Raw genomic sequence first — 14,423 nt, 5'->3', positions numbered from 1 at the left:
TTATGCCGCTCTCGCTTTTTTGCTCCGCTTGAGCATCTCCGCCGCCAATTCCAAGTAAGCCTGGCTACCGGAACATTTAAGATCATATAATAATACAGGCCGTCCATGTGATGGCGCTTCCGATACCCTGACATTTCTTGGGATTATCGTTTTAAATACTTTGTCACCAAGAAAATTTCTGACATCTGCCGCGACCTGTTCGGAAAGGTTATTACGGCTGTCAAACATCGTTAAAATAATCCCCCCCACTTCGAGGCTTGGGTTAAAATTAGCTTTTACTGTTTCGATGGTTTGAAGCAAAAGACTTAAGCCTTCCAATGCAAAAAATTCGCATTGCAGGGGCACCAATACCGAATGGGCCGCAGCTAGTGTATTAAGGGTTAAGAGGTTAAGGGATGGCGGGCAATCAATAAGCACATAATCATAATTCTCAAGAACCGGATCACGAAAGGCACGGCGCAATCTGAATGTCCGCTGCTCCGCATCAACAAGTTCGAGCTCTGCCCCGGCAAGATCGATTGTTGAAGGAACAAGATGAAGTCCCGGCACAATTGTATCAACAATGGCTTCTGCAAGAGAGACTTCCCCCATGATTACTTCATAGCTGCTGTCATCCCGATCATTGCGCTCACGGCCCAATCCGGTACTGGCATTTCCCTGTGGATCCATATCAATGAGCAGAACATCTTTTTTAATTGCCGCCAGTGCCGTTGCCAGATTAATTGCTGTTGTGGTTTTACCCACGCCACCCTTTTGATTGGCCACTGCAATTATTTCCGGCTGGCGACTGGCCGCTGACAAATTTGTCGATACCATAGTGGATAAACTCCATCTTTTTCTTAACAGACGCCCTTAGCATCCCTTTATTTCATCAATGTAAAGGATCATACCTGATTCTTCACTTTTACTATTGTATTTTTTTACTCTAAAACACCATTTTTTTGAGGCTTCTAAAATTTCCTCTTCGGCTTTTTCACCCTTTAAAAATAAGCATTTGGTATCATATTCAATAAACGGCGCTGCCAGTTGCAATAGTTTTCCCAATTCCGCACACGCCCTTGATGTTACCAGATCAACCGGAAAGACTTCCATATCCTCTATTCTATTATTATGGACAATAGCATTAATATCCGTTTTTTGAATAACCTGTTTCATAAAAGCACATTTTTTTCCTACGCTTTCTACCAAATGCACCTCACCTGCTCCTAAAATTGACAGAATAATTCCAGGAAACCCGGCACCACTGCCAATATCAAGAATTTTAAGAGGCTCTTTTTTCTTTTCAATATATGAAAAAAGTTGTGCGCTATCATAAAAATGGCGCCGCCACATATCGGAAATTGTTGAATTGCTGACCAAATTGATAGATTTCTGCCATTTGGAAAGCATTTCAGAATAACAAATAAACTTATCCATTGTTTCACGTGAAACACACGTCAGACTTTGAAATTCATCTGCCGTCATTTCTCCGCTCATCAGGCAGAAACCTTTTTGTCTTTACGCTTCACATATCGAAGCAGCGCCGTAAGGGCTGCTGGAGTAATGCCGGATATTCGTGCGGCAGCCCCCAGTGTTGCCGGCTTTGCTTTATCAAGCTTTTCTTTTACTTCATTGGACAGTCCGCCAATTGACCCATAATCAAGATTTGATGGTAAAAGCAGATTTTCATCCTTTCTGAAAGCAATGATGTCCGCTTCCTGCCGGTCAATATAACCGCTATAGGTCGCATCAATGATCAATTGTTCTGTGATATGATATGGAATATCCTTTAATTCCGGCCATATGGCACCGATTTGATCAAACTCAATATCCGGATAGGAAAGCAGGGTTTTTGCTGACCTTTTAACGCCGTCCTGATTTATTTTTAGCCCATATTTGGCCGCTTCATTGGGACTTAAGCTTAGATTATCCATCAAATCGCCATAATATTGAAGCTTTTCCAGTTTTTCCTGAAAGGCAATTTTTCTTTCTGCCCCAACCAGTCCAATATCAATCCCAAGCCCGGTAAGTCGCTGGTCTGCATTATCGGCACGAAGTTTAAGTCTGTATTCCGCGCGGGACGTAAACATCCTGTATGGTTCTTTGGTTCCTTTGGTGACCAGATCGTCAATCATCACCCCGATATAGGCATCTGCCCGATCAAGAAGGAATATATCGTCCCCGGCAACAGCACGTGCCGCATTGATGCCGGCCATTAGTCCCTGAGCGGCGGCTTCCTCATAGCCAGTTGTTCCATTAATTTGGCCTGCCAGATAAAGTCCTGAAATCTTTTTCGTTTCGAGGGTTGCCAATAATTCCTGCGGATTTACATAATCATATTCAATGGCATAGCCTGGTTGAAGAATTTCCACATTTTCCAGACCAACAATTGACCTGATATAGGCTTCCTGTACATCAACCGGCAAAGAGGTCGAAATGCCATTGGGATATATGGTGTCTGTATCAAGCCCTTCTGGTTCAAGAAAAATCTGATGTGACGATTTATCCGCAAATCTGACCACTTTATCTTCAATAGATGGGCAATAACGGGGACCGGTGCCTTCAATATGTCCGCCATACATCGCCGAACGATGAATATTTTCACGAATAATTTTATGAGTATTTTCATTGGTATGGGTAATATGGCACTCTATTTGTGGCACAGATATAGTAGTATTCATAAATGAAAAAGGAACGGGCGGTGTGTCGCCTGGCTGAACCGTACATTTTGACCAGTCAATTGTTTTCGCATTTAATCTTGCCGGCGTTCCTGTTTTAAGACGTGCCAAGGTAAAACCAAATCGTTCCAGCGTTTTTGACAAACCCAGTGATGGTGGTTCATTTTCGCTCCGAATGGATTTTCGGCCTGCTGGTATTCTTTGGTCCCCAATATGAATGACCCCTCTTAAGAAAGTTCCTGTTGTCAGGATTACTTTTTTACATTTAATCACTTCATCATTGGCCGTAACCACGCCACAAATACCGCGATTATTTATTTCTTCAAATAACAAATCTTCTACTGCCGCCGCTTTTATATCCAGATTCGGATAATTAAGCAGCATTTCCTGCATATTTTCACGGTATAATTTGCGGTCTGACTGGCATCTTGGCCCTCTTACAGCCGGTCCTTTTCTTCGGTTTAACATACGAAATTGGATACCGGAAGCATCCGCCACTTTCCCCATCACACCGTCAAGCGCATCAATTTCCCTGACCAAATGCCCTTTTCCCAGTCCGCCAATGGCCGGATTACAGGACATTTCACCAATCGTTTCTATTTTATGGGTGATTAATAATGTATTTGCCCCAAGACGCGCTGAAGCCGCCGCTGCTTCGCAGCCGGCATGTCCGCCCCCAATCACAATCACATCATAATTTTTCATAAAAAATGCCAAATTGATCATTAAAATTACGCCGGACTCTACGGTCAAGCCTGATCATTGTCAAAACAAGATTGGTATATTTGATGATTTTTTAGCTCAATATGTTTCACGTGAAACATCAGACCCTATTTTCCGACGCAAAATTCTTTGAAAATCTTATCCAGAATATCTTCAACATCCACATAACCGGTAATTTTGCCAATATCACGCGCCGCCATACGAAGGTCTTCACTTAACAACTCAAGGGCAAAATGATCCGCGTCAAGATACCGTTTCATATGGTTTAAGGCCGATTGCAGATTGGCTCTATGCCTGGTTCTGGTCAGGGACGGCGTATCGGTAAGTTCCATTCGTTTGCCCACTTCCCTTTCAAAGACCATCATAAATGCATCAAGCCCTTCACGGGTTTTTGCTGAAACCGACCAACTTCCTATCCCACCAAAATCATGGTATGAAGGTGTTTTTTCATCCATAAGATCCACTTTATTCATCAAGATCATGGTGTTTTCATCAATATGTTTTAGCATTTGATCGTTAGGATTACGACCCTCTGTTCCATCTATGACAACAATTTTCAAATCCGCATCCGCCGCCTTTATTTCCGCCCGACGGATCCCCTCCGATTCTATTTCATTATCACTAAGACGTATGCCTGCCGTATCGATAACACTGACCGGGAACCCCGATATATCAAGATGCACTTCAAGCAAATCCCGTGTTGTACCGGCAATATCTGAAACTATGGCAACATCCCTCTTTGATAAATAATTCATCAGAGATGATTTTCCCGCATTTGGCGCACCCAAAATAACGACCTGAAGTCCATGTCGAAGTCTTTCGCCGCGATGCCCATCAGACAGATGTTTCTCAATTTCTTTATACAATTCTTCAATTACCGGCTTTACTCTGGCGCTGACATCATCGGGAATTTCTTCATCTGCAAAATCAATATCGGCTTCCAAATAAGCCATTGCCGTAATCAATTCCCTTCGCCATCTTTCATAAAGTTTGGCAAGCTCCCCTTCCATCTGCCTGAGCGCCTGTTTTCTTTGCCCGCTGGTTTCTGCATTAATAAGGTCTGCCAATCCTTCCGCAGACGTCAAATCCATTTTGCCATTATCAAATGCACGACGCGTAAATTCGCCTGCTTCCGCACTTCTTAGTCCATCAATTTTCGAAAGTGCTTCCAGGAACCCAGCCGTGACTGCATATCCCCCATGAATATGAAATTCGGCAACATCCTCGCCTGTAAAACTGTTGGGACCCTGAAAAAAAATCAGGATACCCTGATCCAGACGGTCCCCTGTCGTTGGATCATAAAGCCAGGTCAACGTGGCTTTTCTTACTTCGGGGCATTTTTGTTTTTTTGTTAGTAACAAAATTGCTTTTTCTGTCAGTGGACCTGACAGACGAATTACGCTGACACCCGCGCGCCCCTTGCCACTTGATAATGCAAAAATTGTCATGTGAATTTATCACCTGATTTTTCAAAAAATTAGTCTTTGATATTTCACTATGCTATAACTTAATGAAGTGGATAACACCAACAAAAAAGCAGCGCTCTGCAATCGCGAAGAAGGTCTCCTTGTACGATATCTGATTACTGTTGATCGCTGTAACGTCCAAAAAATATTGTTTTTTAAAAGTCGTCTTTTTATAACATACTGATTTTATTGTAATATTTTAGTTATCCACAGGACAAAAGAAGAAATAATTTAAAGGCTTATTTTTCTATCATAGGATGATGAATATTTAATGTCACAACTTTCAGTTCATAGCCCCGTCGGCGATCTGACCATCAGTGAAGAAGACGGGAAAATAGTTTCTCTTGACTGGGGCTGGTCCCCTTTCCAGCAGGAAAACGAAATTTTATCAAAAGCAAAAAATTTGCTCGAACAATATTTTGACGGTGAGAATCCAAAATTCGATTTACCGTTAAATCCACACGGAACTGAATTTCAGAAAAACGTCTGGAAAATTATGTGTGAAATTCCTTACGGAACAATTTTGACTTATGGTGAAATATCCAATAGGTTAAATTCCCATGCACGCGCAGTTGGCATGGCCTGTGGCCGCAATCCTATTCCCATAATTATTCCCTGCCACAGAGTGGTTGGCCAGAATGGAAAACTGACCGGTTTTTCGGGCGGTGAAGGTGTTGAAACCAAACGCTACCTTCTTGAACTCGAAGAAGCGACAGATAATCTGACACTGCCTTTTTGAATTTGACTATTCCGCTAAAACTTCTTCAGGATCAATCGGTGCTATTTTTATATTATACATTCCATATAATACCGACACCACAGGACTGGTCAGATTAAAGAAGCAATAGGGAAGATATGCAAATGTTGCTATGCCCAGCGTACTGGAGAAAAATGCACCACAGGTATTCCATGGCACCAGCACCGAAGTGACGGTTCCCGTATCCTCGAGTGCACGGGACAGGTTTTTAGCGGCCAGTCCCCTTCTTTTGAATTCAAGCCGATACATGCGGCCTGGAAGCACAATAGAAATATACTGGTCCCCAGCAAGAATATTTGTACCAATGCACGTCAAAGCAGTAACCAAAATCAATGAACCGGTCGAATGGGCCATACTGACAAGACCGATTACAAGCCTTTTTAAAAGACCGAATTTTTCCATTATTGATCCAAAGGTAATCGCACACATAATAAGCCAGATTGTATCCAGCATTCCGGCCATTCCCCCCTGTGTCAGAAGCTCGTCCATAGCCGTATTACCGGTATTTGCTGTATATCCTGCAAATAATGAACGCCATACACCATCAAGCAAAACCACAATTTCACTATGACCATTGGCACCAGCAAACCGATCAATCACATCCTGCTGAAAAATAAGCGCCATTATAACGCCTGTAAGAGTACCAATCACCAAAGTTGGGAAAGCAGGGTTCTTTTTAACCGCAAGCGCAAACACGACAACAAGCGGAAATAATAGATATACCCCTATCGTAAAATTACTTCTGATCAGATCAAGCTGACCACTTAAATCAACAGTATCTGAATTGATATCACTGGTAAAACCGATAATTAAATAAAGAGTAATGGCAATCGTAATTGAAGGGAATGTTGTCCAGACCATATGCCTGATATGCGTAAATAGATCGGTTCCCGCAACAGCCGGGGCAAGATTTGTTGTATCCGAAAGGGGTGACATTTTATCACCAAAATAAGCTCCCGATATGATCGCCCCGGCCGTTATTTCAGGCTCCAATCCAAGTCCGGAAGCAATTCCCATCAGACCAATACCAATAGTACTTGCCACAGTCCAGCTGCTGCCAATACTGATGGCTGCAATTGAGCTTAATATACAGGCGGTAAAATAAAATATATTGGGATTAATTATCTGAAGTCCGTAATAAATCATGGCCGGAACCGTCCCAGCCAATATCCATGACCCGATCAGCATGCCTACAGCCATAAGTATAAGAATGGCACCAAATGTATTCGAAATTCCATGGGCAATGGCCTTTTCAACATCACGCCAGATATGGCCGTTCTTTACACCAATGATAAGGGCGACACAGCCCGCCATGATAAGGGCTATCTGATTGGCACCACTTGACGACTCATCCCCGTACAAATAAACGGACATGCTCAGCATACTGACCAGTGCAATGACCGGAATAAGGGCATCAATAAAACTTGGTTCGCGTTCGATACTTTCTGACATATAAAATCATCCCAATTACTTTTTTTATGATTAAAGCAGAGAAAAATAAAAAATTCCACCAATAAAAAAAAGGCCCGATCTTTCGGGCCTTTTGAAATCAAGTGTATTTTAATTATTCATTGAATTATAAAACTCTTCATTATCCTTGGTATCTTTTAGCTTATTGATCAGGAATTCTATCGCATCAACAGATCCCATTGGCATCAATATCCGGCGTAAAACGTACATTTTTGCCAATGTACCCGGATCAAGCAGAAGCTCTTCTTTCCTGGTTCCCGACTTCGTAATATCAATAGCCGGAAAAATCCTTTTATCACTGACCTTACGATCAAGCACAATTTCAGAGTTACCAGTGCCCTTAAATTCTTCAAAGATAACCTCATCCATACGGCTCCCGGTATCAATAAGGGCTGTTGCAATAATTGTCAGTGAACCACCCTCTTCAATATTACGGGCTGCCCCAAAAAATCGTTTCGGTCTTTGAAGGGCATTGGCATCAACACCACCGGTAAGAACTTTACCTGAGCTAGGAATAACAGTGTTATAAGCACGCGCCAAACGTGTAATACTATCCAGAAGAATAACAACATCATATTTATTTTCTACAAGTCTTTTTGCTTTTTCTATTACCATTTCAGCAACTTGTACGTGGCGGCTTGCCGGCTCATCAAATGTTGAACTTACCACTTCACCTTTAACCGACCGTCTCATGTCCGTGACCTCTTCCGGTCTCTCATCAATAAGAAGCACAATCAAAAATACATCAGGATGGTTTTCTTTAATGGCATGGGCAATATTTTGCATCAGCACCGTTTTACCGGTTCGGGGTGGGGCCACAATAACGGCTCGCTGACCAAAGCCGATTGGGGCGACAAGATCAATAACCCGTGTTGATTTATCCTTTAAAGTCGGATCATCCCTATCCAGCTTGAATTTCCGGTCAGGATGGAGAGGGGTCAGACTGTCAAAATGTACTTTATGTTTTCCAGCTTCGGTATCTTTATGATTTACCTGTGAGACCTTTAAAAGGGCGAAATAACGTTCGCCGTCTTTCGGCGCACGAATATGTCCTTCAACCGTATCCCCTGTTCTTAATCCAAATCTTTTAATCTGGCTCGGGCTGACATAAATATCATCTGGGCCAGGAAGATAATTTGATTCAGGAGACCTTAAAAAGCCAAAACCATCCTGCAGCACTTCAACGACACCACCACCAGTTATTTCTTCATTTCTTGCAGCCAGTGCCTTTAAAATTGCAAACATCATGTCCTGCTTGCGCATATTGCTGGCATTTTCGACATTATTTTCTTCGGCCAAATCCAAAAGTTCGCCCGGGGCTTTCTTTTTAAGGTCCAATAAATTCATTATAGATATCCAAACAGTTTGAAAAAATTAGGAGTATTTTTTATAGAAGGTCAATAAGTTGATATAAAAATAGAAGATGTCGCATCAGACGATACAACTGAAGCTCTCATAATACGACATTTTCCAAAATTAGCAAAGAGGATTTTTAAAATTACTGAAATGGTCTGATAAAAACCATAAAAACTATTATTATCATCAATAAAGTGGGCACTTCATTCATCATTCGAAAATATTTTTCAGGATGAATATTTTCGTCCCTCTCAAACGCTTTTCGCCACTTTGATAAATAACCATGAAAGCCGCTCATAAGCACCACTGCCGCAAATTTTATATAAAACCAGCCTCCAGCGTGCCAGCTATCCTGACCTATGGAAAGAGCCAGTCCGAAAATCCAGGTTGCCGTCATAGCCGGATTAATAATGATCCGCATTAGTTTGCGTTCCATTTCCTTAAACATTTCCGATGCAGGACTGCCCACTTCTAACCGTGTATGATAAACGAAAAGTCTCGGCAGATAAAACATCCCCGCCATCCAGCTTATAACCGAAATAATATGAAATGCTAACAGCCAGTAATATGCATCTCTCAGAAAATCCACTATATTTTCAAACATTTAGTATCCCAAAACCCCTATTTCATATGCTTTTGAACTAGCTTTGAAAGTCCGTCAATAAATGTCGGATTATCAGAAACCGTATCAATACGTATATAATCTTTAACACCAACCTCCTCTGCCAGCTCTTTATATTCAATATCCAGCTCTACGAGCGTTTCTGAATGTTCTGAGACAAAGGCAATTGGAACCATGATAATATTTTTTTTATCTAGCGCTGCCCTTTCAATCTCATCTTCCGTGGAAGGACCGATCCACTCCAATGGCCCAACCCTACTCTGATAGCAGATTATATGATCAAGCTTTTCATTTTTCAGTTCTTCCATTAAGGCAGCCCCCGTAATTTCGACCTGGCTCTGATACGGGTCTCCCGCTTCAATTGTTTTTTTGGGCAGCCCATGCGCTGAAAGAAGCAACCTGTATTCAGACTTATCCTTAATATCGACCAAATTCGATCTTATCAGATCTGCCATGGCTTTTATGAAAAAATCATGGTCTGGATAATCTTTAACAACGCTATAGGGAACATTAAGACCTGCAATTTTAGCAGACTTGTTCCATTCAATCAGTCCTGTCCCCGTTGTTGTGACACTATATTGCGGATAAAGCGGCAATAATATTATCTGATCCGGATCATATGCCTTTACCTCTATCGCTGTTTCTCTGGCAAAAGGATGCCAGTAGCGCATAAAAATAAAACATTTATATTCAGAATTATTATCCGGATTTTCATTCAATTTATTTTCAAGGGCAAAACGTTGCTTTTCTGTTTCTTCCAGAATTGGTGATTTATTGCCGATTTGCCGATAAATATCCTGGGCAATTGGCGTACGACGGGAAGAAATTATTTTTGCAATAATCCAGCGAAACGGATTTGGCACCGTTATAATGGCAGGATCATAAAAAAGATTAAATAAAAATGGTTTTACAGCCTCAAGACTGTCTGGCCCACCAAGGTTAAACATGATAATCGCTGTTTTTTTACGCATTCTTACCTTCGGTAATTTAAAATGATGTCAGAAACAAGCTTAACATTTTCAGGGGGCGTCTGTGGAACAATGCCATGCCCCAGATTAAAGATATGTGGTCCCTCTTTTAAATGGTCAAGAATGTGATAAACCGCTTTTTCCAGGGCTACCCCACCGGAAACCAGAAGCAACGGGTCCAGGTTCCCCTGCACGGTGCATAAAGGCTGAATGACATTTCTAACCCAGGATGTAGACGTGGAAGTATCTATACTTACACCATCAACCTTGGTTTTATTCACATAATTTCTGATTTTTGCTCCTGCCCCTTTTGGGAAGCCGATAATCGGAATTTCCGGATGCACTGCCCTGATATTGTTAACAATCTTCTGCATTGGCTCTATACACCATTTAATAAACTCATCTGCCGGCAAAGTTCCTGACCAGCTGTCAAAAATCTGCAGTGCTTCAGCACCATGATCAACCTGCCTGATTAAATATTCTGACGTAGACTGAACCAAAAGATCAATTATTTTTTCAAAAGTTTCTCGGTCCTGATAGGCCATTAACCGGGTTTCTGCCTGATCTTTTGAACCCTTACCATTGACCATATAAGTTGCCACTGTCCAGGGTGCCCCAGCAAATCCAATTAAGGCAACATGTTCGGGCAGTTTTTTTGAAAGATTGGAAACGGTCTGGTAAACAGGACTTAAATGTTCATGAAAGCCTTCCATTGAAAGTGCTTTAAATTTTTCCAAATTATCAACAGGTGTTAAAACGGGTCCTTCTCCTGCCCTGAATGCCAAATCCTGTCCAAGCGCGTGCGGAACAACAAGAATATCTGAAAATAATATGGCCGCATCCATATTAAATCTTCTTAATGGCTGAAGAGTGACTTCAGTTGCAAATTCTGGGTTATAGCAAAGATCTAAAAATGATCCCGCTTCTTTTCTAAGATTCATATATTCAGGGAGGTAACGTCCTGCTTGTCTCATAAACCAGAAAGGGACCCTATCATTTGGAGTTCCTTTTAACGTCTGGATAAAAAGTTTATTCGTACTCATATATTGGATACCAAGTCAAAGTTATTCACGGTTCTTTTTACTTATATTATATTTATATATAAATATTGTAGTTGTTAAGTGGTCCTGTGAAAACTGTGGATTAAATCTTATCCACAGCATTTACATTAATTGTTAACAGAAAAACGAATTCATCATAAAAATTTAATTACCGTATAAGTCGATTAAAATTAGGCATATACATATAGTGATGCTGAAAAAAATGATAGAAAAATATAAAATTCACAAAATTATAAATCTGCTTTAATAAAATTATACACAAGCTAAAAACTCTTAGATCAAAAAATGAATTGTGGGTGCAGAATATTTACTTATTGAAAAAAAGTGATCTTATCCCCACTATTCACCTGATTCAAAAATTTATGAAGAATGGAATATTTTTTAAATGTCAAAAGTACACCTTCATCTCGTTTCCGATTCAACGGGTGATACCCTGGAACAGGTTGCAAAAGCCTCCCTTGTACAGTTTCCAAAGATAGAGCCCATTAAACATTACTGGCCGATGATCAGAACGGCAAGACATATGGAACGTCTGATTGCGGAAATTGAAGAAAATCCGGGTATCGTTATGTTCACCCTGGTCGATCATGAAATTGAAAAAGTTCTCGTTGATGCCTGTAAAAACCATAAATGGCCTTATATATCTGTTCTTCAGGGTATAATTCGGGAATTGGGTCATCATCTTGGCCAGACACCTACCGAGCGACCAGGACTTCAGCATCAGATGGATGATGTCTATTTTGAGCGTATTGATGCCATTCAATATACATTGGCACATGATGACGGGCAGATAACAGGGAATTTAATGGACGCGGATATTATTCTGGTCGGGGTATCGCGGACATCAAAAACCCCAACCTGTATTTATCTGGCAAACCGTGGTTATAAGGCGGCTAATATTCCAATTGTGCCCGGGCTTCCAATTCCGCCTGAGCTTGAACAGTGTAAAGACAAATTTATTGTCGGGCTTGTTAATAGCGTAGACCGTCTGGTACAGATTAGAAAAAACCGGCTATTGATGTTACAGGAAGATAAAACCACCGATTATGTAGATGAAGAGCTTGTCAAAGAGGAAGTAAAGGAAGCCCGCAGGCTTTTTAGCAAGATGGGCTGGCCCACTGTTGATGTAACAAGACGGTCTATTGAGGAAACGTCGGTGGCCATCATAAATCTCAAAAATAAATATGATGAAGAAAAAGCAGCGTGTCAGAAAAAGAAATAAAAATAGCCGGGGTTGTTGGTGATCCCATTTCCCATAGCCTATCACCAAAACTTCATGGATACTGGCTTAAAAAATATGGGATCAAAGGGGATTATGCCGCTTTTCATGTTGCAGCAAACGAGCTTGCGGATTTTATCGGCCGATTGAAGAAAAATAACATAAGTGGGGTTAATATTACGCTGCCTCATAAGGAAGCTGTACTTAAACTTGTCGATAAAGTTGATGATGTTGCTGCAAAAATTGGGGCTGTTAATACGGTTTATTTTGATAATGACGGTAAATTGATCGGCACTAATACGGATGGATATGGTTTTTTGACCCATTTGAAACAATCGGTAGAAGGATGGGATTCAAATAAAGGACCAATTGTAATTATCGGAGCTGGCGGTGCGGCCAGGGCTGTTCTTGTAAGCCTGCTTGATGACGGCGCACCTGAAATACGCATAACCAACAGAACATTGTCCCGGGCAGAAGCGCTGGCAACGGAAATTAGTGATGAAAGAATTAAGGTTACTCCATGGGAAGAACGCGAAATGGCCTTAAAAGGCACGACTTTGCTGGTTAATGTCACCACGTTGGGGATGACTGGGCAACCAGCGCTTGATTTACCGCTTGACCAGTTACCAAAACAGGCGGTGGTTTATGACATTGTGTATAATCCGTTGGAGACATCTCTTTTAAAAAAAGCGCGTGAGCGGGGCAATATCACAGTAGATGGCCTTGGCATGCTTCTTCATCAGGCCGTGCCCGGCTTTCAGGCATGGTTTGGAATTCGGCCGGAAGTGGATGATGGGCTTAAACAATTTTTGTTAAAGGCAATTTCATGAAAATTATTGGTCTGACCGGATCAATTGGAATGGGTAAATCGGAAACGGCAAAAATTTTTGCTGAACTGGGTATCCCTGTTTTTGATAGTGATGCTGCAGTGCATGATTTGCTTGGTCCGGACGGAAATGCGGTGGAAGCGGTGGAAGAAAAATTCCCCGGCGTTAAGATCGGTAATTACATTGACAGAAAGCGTTTGGGGGATAAGGTATTTGGCGATGACGCTGCGCTCAAAAATCTGGAAAATATTTTACATCCTTTGGTGATAAGAAAGAGACAGGCATTTCTGGAAAATGCGCATTCAGACATTGTTGTTTTTGATATTCCGCTGCTTTTTGAAAAAAATTATCAGGATCAATGTAATTTTGTTGTTGTTGTTAGTGCGCCGCCGGATATACAGAAAGAAAGGGTTCTGAAGCGCCCCGGAATGAGCGAAAAACGGTTTCTTGAAATTAGTGCGAAGCAAATGCCGGACGTGGAGAAAAGAAAGCGGGCTGATTTTATTGTTCAAACAGATAAAGGATTGGCCTATGCTAAAAAGCAGGTAACGGAAATTATAGAGAAAATCAGGAAGTTCAATGCGTGAAGTTGTATTTGATACCGAAACCACAGGGTTTGACCCTTTTAACGGCGACCGGATTGTTGAAATTGGTTGTGTTGTTGTGGATGACTATATTCCGACCGGTGAAGTTTATCATGTCTATATAAATCCTGAACGTGATATGCCCGCCGCAGCTGAACAGGTTCATGGCCTGAGTGCAGAGTTTTTAAAAAACCATCCGACATTCAGTGAAATTGCAGGAGATTTCAGGGATTTTTGTGGTGATATGAATTTGGTGGCCCATAATGCGGAATTTGATATGAAGTTTATCAATTGGGAAATGGAAAATCTCGGCTTTTCGCCTTATCCGGCAAGCCGCTCCGTAGATACTCTTGCTATTTCCAGACGTAAATTTCCAGGCGCCAACAATACACTGGATGCACTTTGTAAAAGATTTTCCATAGATAACTCAAACCGTGTAAAACACGGGGCCCTACTCGATGCAGAACTGCTCGCAGAAGTTTATCTTGAACTAATGGGCGGGCGGCAAACCGGCCTTGGGCTAGTTCAGAACGATAAGAAACCGGAAGTTCAGTCAGGCGACACTATAATAAAACGCCCATTCCGGGAGCCACGACCCCACAGTGCCAGCGATCTGGAACTGGAGAGACATAAGGATTTTATCAGGAAAATAGAAAATTCGCTCTGGTAGTATGGTAATAAAAAAGGCCCTCAATTTTAAGGGCCTTAATTCC

The 14,423-nt window shown here is 41.6% G+C and carries 14 protein-coding genes; 5 read left to right on the top strand and 9 right to left on the bottom strand.

Annotated features, from left to right (window positions below):
- The 4 genes from R3D86_05790 to mnmE form a co-directional block, all read right to left on the bottom strand.
- Positions 1 to 816, bottom strand: a complete 816-nt coding sequence (locus R3D86_05790) for a ParA family protein (GenBank protein ID MEZ5757711.1) — start codon at positions 814 to 816, stop codon at positions 1 to 3.
- A gap of 36 nt (positions 817 to 852) precedes the next feature.
- Complete coding sequence (rsmG, locus tag R3D86_05785; GenBank protein MEZ5757710.1) at positions 853 to 1,476, bottom strand: 16S rRNA (guanine(527)-N(7))-methyltransferase RsmG; 624 nt, start codon at positions 1,474 to 1,476, stop codon at positions 853 to 855.
- A complete protein-coding gene (gene mnmG / locus R3D86_05780; GenBank protein MEZ5757709.1) occupies positions 1,476 to 3,362 on the bottom strand; it encodes a tRNA uridine-5-carboxymethylaminomethyl(34) synthesis enzyme MnmG in 1,887 nt (628 codons plus the stop codon). Before mnmG ends, rsmG begins: the two co-directional genes overlap by 1 nt.
- Positions 3,363 to 3,487: 125 nt before the next feature.
- Positions 3,488 to 4,828 carry a tRNA uridine-5-carboxymethylaminomethyl(34) synthesis GTPase MnmE gene (mnmE, locus tag R3D86_05775; GenBank protein ID MEZ5757708.1) on the bottom strand — a complete coding sequence of 447 codons (1,341 nt, stop codon included), beginning with the start codon at positions 4,826 to 4,828 and terminating at the stop codon, positions 3,488 to 3,490.
- A gap of 289 nt (positions 4,829 to 5,117) precedes the next feature.
- On the opposite strand from mnmE, the gene R3D86_05770 reads away from it, so the two are divergent.
- Positions 5,118 to 5,585 carry a methylated-DNA--[protein]-cysteine S-methyltransferase gene (locus R3D86_05770; GenBank protein ID MEZ5757707.1) on the top strand — a complete coding sequence of 156 codons (468 nt, stop codon included), beginning with the start codon at positions 5,118 to 5,120 and terminating at the stop codon, positions 5,583 to 5,585.
- Between the two features lie 6 nt (positions 5,586 to 5,591).
- Here R3D86_05770 and nhaC read toward each other — a convergent pair whose 3' ends face one another.
- The 5 genes from nhaC to hemE all read right to left on the bottom strand — a co-directional run bounded on the left by nhaC (position 5,592) and on the right by hemE (position 11,062).
- On the bottom strand, positions 5,592 to 7,055 hold the full coding sequence (gene nhaC, locus R3D86_05765; GenBank protein MEZ5757706.1) for a Na+/H+ antiporter NhaC: 1,464 nt from the start codon (positions 7,053 to 7,055) through the stop codon (positions 5,592 to 5,594).
- Between the two features lie 108 nt (positions 7,056 to 7,163).
- Positions 7,164 to 8,420 (bottom strand): transcription termination factor Rho, encoded by a 1,257-nt coding sequence (gene rho / locus R3D86_05760; protein MEZ5757705.1) that lies wholly within the window; start codon positions 8,418 to 8,420, stop codon positions 7,164 to 7,166.
- Between the two features lie 151 nt (positions 8,421 to 8,571).
- On the bottom strand, positions 8,572 to 9,033 hold the full coding sequence (gene hemJ, locus R3D86_05755; GenBank protein MEZ5757704.1) for a protoporphyrinogen oxidase HemJ: 462 nt from the start codon (positions 9,031 to 9,033) through the stop codon (positions 8,572 to 8,574).
- 17 nt (positions 9,034 to 9,050) lie between these two features.
- Positions 9,051 to 10,022, bottom strand: a complete 972-nt coding sequence (hemH, locus tag R3D86_05750) for a ferrochelatase (protein MEZ5757703.1) — start codon at positions 10,020 to 10,022, stop codon at positions 9,051 to 9,053.
- A 2-nt stretch (positions 10,023 to 10,024) separates the two neighbouring features.
- Complete coding sequence (gene hemE / locus R3D86_05745; GenBank protein MEZ5757702.1) at positions 10,025 to 11,062, bottom strand: uroporphyrinogen decarboxylase; 1,038 nt, start codon at positions 11,060 to 11,062, stop codon at positions 10,025 to 10,027.
- Between the two features lie 403 nt (positions 11,063 to 11,465).
- Here hemE and R3D86_05740 point away from each other — a divergent pair, with 403 nt between their 5' ends.
- From R3D86_05740 to dnaQ, 4 genes are read left to right on the top strand one after another with little or no spacing between them, the layout of a single operon-like run.
- On the top strand, positions 11,466 to 12,302 hold the full coding sequence (locus R3D86_05740; GenBank protein MEZ5757701.1) for a pyruvate, water dikinase regulatory protein: 837 nt from the start codon (positions 11,466 to 11,468) through the stop codon (positions 12,300 to 12,302).
- Entirely contained in the window at positions 12,284 to 13,129 is an 846-nt protein-coding gene (locus tag R3D86_05735) for a shikimate dehydrogenase (GenBank protein ID MEZ5757700.1), read from the top strand. The genes R3D86_05740 and R3D86_05735 overlap by 19 nt, the downstream gene beginning before the upstream one ends.
- On the top strand, positions 13,126 to 13,713 hold the full coding sequence (gene coaE / locus R3D86_05730; GenBank protein MEZ5757699.1) for a dephospho-CoA kinase: 588 nt from the start codon (positions 13,126 to 13,128) through the stop codon (positions 13,711 to 13,713). The genes R3D86_05735 and coaE overlap by 4 nt, the downstream gene beginning before the upstream one ends.
- Positions 13,706 to 14,380, top strand: coding sequence for a DNA polymerase III subunit epsilon (gene dnaQ / locus R3D86_05725; GenBank protein ID MEZ5757698.1), 675 nt, complete (start codon positions 13,706 to 13,708; stop codon positions 14,378 to 14,380). Before coaE ends, dnaQ begins: the two co-directional genes overlap by 8 nt.
- Positions 14,381 to 14,423: the final 43 nt, after the last annotated feature.

It is taken from the genome of Emcibacteraceae bacterium (assembly GCA_041396985.1).
Taxonomy (GTDB): Bacteria; Pseudomonadota; Alphaproteobacteria; order Sphingomonadales; family Emcibacteraceae; genus Pseudemcibacter.
The sequence above is the reverse complement of the archived record's forward strand: the minus strand, read 5'-3'. Positions and strand labels throughout refer to the sequence as shown.

What these genes read in the sequence shown, in the direction of transcription:
- rsmG (MEZ5757710.1), bottom strand. Translation starts at nt 1,476, where the DNA reads ATGAGCGGAGAAATGACGGCAGATGAATTTCAAAGTCTGACGTGTGTT.
- mnmE (MEZ5757708.1), bottom strand. Translation starts at nt 4,828, where the DNA reads ATGACAATTTTTGCATTATCAAGTGGCAAGGGGCGCGCGGGTGTCAGC.
- hemH (MEZ5757703.1), bottom strand. Translation starts at nt 10,022, where the DNA reads ATGCGTAAAAAAACAGCGATTATCATGTTTAACCTTGGTGGGCCAGAC.
- R3D86_05770 (MEZ5757707.1), top strand. Translation starts at nt 5,118, where the DNA reads ATGTCACAACTTTCAGTTCATAGCCCCGTCGGCGATCTGACCATCAGT.
- coaE (MEZ5757699.1), top strand. Translation starts at nt 13,126, where the DNA reads ATGAAAATTATTGGTCTGACCGGATCAATTGGAATGGGTAAATCGGAA.
- mnmG (MEZ5757709.1), bottom strand. Translation starts at nt 3,362, where the DNA reads ATGAAAAATTATGATGTGATTGTGATTGGGGGCGGACATGCCGGCTGC.
- rho (MEZ5757705.1), bottom strand. Translation starts at nt 8,420, where the DNA reads ATGAATTTATTGGACCTTAAAAAGAAAGCCCCGGGCGAACTTTTGGAT.
- hemE (MEZ5757702.1), bottom strand. Translation starts at nt 11,062, where the DNA reads ATGAGTACGAATAAACTTTTTATCCAGACGTTAAAAGGAACTCCAAAT.
- R3D86_05740 (MEZ5757701.1), top strand. Translation starts at nt 11,466, where the DNA reads ATGTCAAAAGTACACCTTCATCTCGTTTCCGATTCAACGGGTGATACC.
- R3D86_05790 (MEZ5757711.1), bottom strand. Translation starts at nt 816, where the DNA reads ATGGTATCGACAAATTTGTCAGCGGCCAGTCGCCAGCCGGAAATAATT.
- dnaQ (MEZ5757698.1), top strand. Translation starts at nt 13,706, where the DNA reads ATGCGTGAAGTTGTATTTGATACCGAAACCACAGGGTTTGACCCTTTT.
- nhaC (MEZ5757706.1), bottom strand. Translation starts at nt 7,055, where the DNA reads ATGTCAGAAAGTATCGAACGCGAACCAAGTTTTATTGATGCCCTTATT.
- hemJ (MEZ5757704.1), bottom strand. Translation starts at nt 9,033, where the DNA reads ATGTTTGAAAATATAGTGGATTTTCTGAGAGATGCATATTACTGGCTG.